The sequence below is a fragment of the Streptomyces sp. Ru62 genome, assembly GCF_002920615.1.
Taxonomy (GTDB): Bacteria; Actinomycetota; Actinomycetes; order Streptomycetales; family Streptomycetaceae; genus Streptomyces.
In genome coordinates, this window is record NZ_PQSU01000081.1 from 1 (window position 1) to 3,256 (window position 3,256).

Below are 3,256 nucleotides of genomic sequence, written 5' to 3' on the forward strand. Positions count from 1 at the left end.
CAGAGCTCCCTACGGCGGGCCCGCGAAGGCTGGTTTGGCCGGTGCTTGCCGGGCGCAGGCAGGGGCAGGGGGGGCTGCCGAGCGCTGGTCAGCGGTCGCGCTCGGCGGGCTGTGGCACTTTGTGCGGCGTCGGAGTCGGCGGAGTGCCGGCGGTCCCGTTCCGGCCGGCGGCTGGTGTCCGAGTTCGGCGGGGGTCGGAGTGCGTCGTGGCGAACCGGGCTCGGTAGTGGCCGGGTGAGACACCGAGCCGGGCCACGAAGGTGCGTCGCAGCGTCTCGGGGTTGCCGAATCCGGCCGCCCTCAGCGCACCGGCATCGTGGGTTCGGACACCTCCTGTGTCGCGGAGGGCGCCGGTCGGTGGCGGACCCGTGGCGATGACCACGTGTCCGTCCCGGCGCCCGGGGAACGGCTCGGCGGGCGCGCCGGACGGTAGTGCGTCCGGACGCTCGGGCGTCCGGACCGGCGTCTGCGCGCTCAGGCGTCGCTCGTGGCGGCGTCGGCCCGCTGCGCCTCCGGGTCCGCCCCGGTGGGCGGCGGGGTGAGTTCGAGGACGGCGTGCGGCGCCGGGCGGTCACGGCGGACGTCCGCCACGATCAGGGCTACCACGGCCGCCGAGCCCGCCAACTCCAGGACGGACTGCACCGTGTTGAGCGGGGAGGCCAGCAGGTCGGCGGTCCCGGCGAGGCCCCACAGCTTGGTGAAGGCGATCGGCATCATGAACAGGGCCAGCCCGACGGAGAACCCGGTCGCGCTCGGCCGGCGCTTGGCGGCGAGCACCATGCCCACTCCGCACAGGACGGTCAGACAGGCCCACTGCCACGGTGACGAGACACCGAGCACCGCGCGGCCGACCCCCCTGCCGACGAGGAGATCCGCCAGCGCGTGGGGCCCCACCTCCACGGCCGTCAGGACGTTGCGGCAGATGTAGAAGACGTTCAGCACGGCGAGCAGGGTGCACGAGGCCGAGGCCGTGACCTTCACCGGGCGAATCGCGCCGGAGCGGCTCTCCTCCTCCGCGGCCGCGGCCGCGTCACGCTCGAGCCCGCGCACCCGGAACAGCAGGCCGCCCAGAGCGACGGCGACCAGGATCGCGAGGAGGCAACTGACGCCGACCGCGGTGAGTGAGGGACCTTCCAGGCCGCCGAACCAGGGGTCCGACTCGGAGTCGAGCAGCATGTACCAGACGACCGGCGTCCGGAACAGCACGGTCGTGACGCACGCGGTCACCAGCAGGCCCCCGGCGCCCCGTATCCGCAGCACCAGTCCGCAGGCGGCGCCGAGTTGGAGCGCCGCCAGGCCGAAGTCCAGTGCGGTCGTCGCCGAGAGCCCGGAGACCGGGCCGTTGGTCCACGCGGACCACATGTGCGGCAGGCCGCGGTCGGCGACGTCGTACAGGAGCCAGAACGTCGTCTGCGCGAAGAGCAGCACGCTCAAGGGGCCCACGGCGAGCCGCGCTTGCTTGATCGACACTTCTGGACGGTTCATGGCTCTCCTCGGAACTGCATGGCGAGATCGCGACGTGCGGGTCGGTGACGCGGCGGGAGCCCGGCAGTCCGAGGAGGCTCCTCGGCCCCGTGCCGGAGCGGTGAACACGCACGCGTGCGTCCACACAAGGGGAGAGCGCGGGCATGGCGTCTCAACGACCGGTCCGGCGAAGGGATTTGGCGCGCTCGGCTCGGGCGGCGTGCGAGGAGGTGGATCATTGCCCGTCGGCGTCGAGGCGTGATCATAGCACGACAGTTGAAGGCTCAACTTAGACCGTGTCCTATGTGGTGAGGTGGTTGTTGGTCAGTTCATGGGGCGGGGTACGTGGAGTTGGATAGTTCCGGACGGCCTGTGGGAGATCGCGAAGCCGCTGATCCCTCTGTCACGGGTGCGTCCGCAAGGCGGTGGAACGCAGGACACGCCTGATGAGACGCTGTTCGCGGCCATCATCTACGTCCTGGTCAGCGGTTGCGCATGGCGGGCTCTGCCACCGTGCTTCGGCATCTCGAAGTCGACCGCCCACCGCCGGTTCCTGCTCTGGTCGAAGCCGGCGTCTGGGGCCGCCTGCACGAGGCCGTGCCGCACGAACTCGACGATGCCGGCCTCCTCGACGTCACCCGCGTGGTCGTCGACACCGGCCACGTCAGGGCTAAAAAGGAGCGAACATGCAGGGCCGAGTCCCGTGGGCCGGGGGGCATCGACGTGAACATGGCCTTCGCCGCCGGCGCCAACGGCCTCGTCGTCGGCCTCGGCGCGCCCACCCACGTCAAGAACCCGGTGTTCGACCCGAAGCTGCCCGGCTCCTGGCTGGTGGACCTGTCGCACGTGGACCTGTCGCGGGTGAAGGTCGGTAAGGACAAGTGGGTGGAATTGGACGGCAGCCTGCTGCCCAGCCCGTTCACGCCGAAGGGCGAGCACCCCGAGGGCCCGGCCTGGTACGCCACCCCCACCGTGGCGTACGCGGTGGAGCTCGGTTACGAGGTGCAGCCGGTCGAGGCCTGGGTGCGGTACGAGAATGGCCGTTACCTGGACGGCTGGTACAACAGGCTCCGTGACGCTTACCTGGCCACGATGGCTGACCTCGGCGTCCACGCGGACATGGAGCCGGCCGACTTCTTGGCGGCGATGGACGGCTACAAGGACCGTGACCCGGACCTCACGATTGTCGTCTCAGCGATCAAAGCGACCGTGAAGGGCGGTATCGGAAAGCTCCGTGAGCGCCCGCGTGGTGAGGGCTGGCGGCCGGGTCAGCCGTGGCGGGCGCTGTCCCGTCCGACGTGGCGGCCGGACATCCGGGCGGCGGTCATCTCCCGCACGCGGATCAACCTCCACCGCAAGATCGTCAAGCATGCGGCGTTTACCGGGCAGTACCCCATCGCGATCCTGTCCGACTGCGTCGTCTACGCGGCGGGCGGTGAGTCGCCGCTGGACTTCCTGCCCTACCGGGAGGGCAAGCCGCTGTCCGGCGGGTTCAAGCTCGGCATCAACCCGGGCCTGGTCAAGCACGAGGGCACCCAGACGGTTCTGTGGGGGGAAGAGGTCCGCGAGCGGTTCAACGCCCCGGAACTCAACCTCGCTCGCTACATCAAGGACGGCACCGTCACCGACCTCGATAACGGAGAGTAGGAGACGAGATGCGAGGCAGGGACGCAACCATGCAGGCTGACACACGGTCCTGGGCGGCCCGCTGGTCGTTCACCACGGCATCCGGCGTCACCACCGGAACCGCCCGCGCCACCTCCTTCCAGGAGCTCGCCTCCACCGTCTCTAA

Annotated in this window: 1 protein-coding gene and 1 pseudogene; one reads left to right on the forward strand and one right to left on the reverse strand. The window is 70.5% G+C overall.

From position 1 onward, the window contains the following. Positions 1-474 precede the first annotated feature (474 nt). Positions 475-1,485 carry a hypothetical protein gene (locus C3492_RS43725; protein ID WP_146075815.1) on the reverse strand — a complete coding sequence of 337 codons (1,011 nt, stop codon included), beginning with the start codon at positions 1,483-1,485 and terminating at the stop codon, positions 475-477. A gap of 310 nt (positions 1,486-1,795) precedes the next feature. On the opposite strand from C3492_RS43725, the pseudogene C3492_RS46575 reads away from it, so the two are divergent. Beyond that, a pseudogene (locus C3492_RS46575) lies at positions 1,796-2,241 on the forward strand (transposase); the annotation flags it as partial. Between the last annotated feature and the right edge of the window lie 1,015 nt (positions 2,242-3,256).

Bases quoted from the DNA above. Each gene is read 5' to 3' on its own strand.
- C3492_RS43725 (WP_146075815.1), bottom strand. From the start codon at position 1,485: ATGAACCGTCCAGAAGTGTCGATCAAGCAAGCGCGGCTCGCCGTGGGC.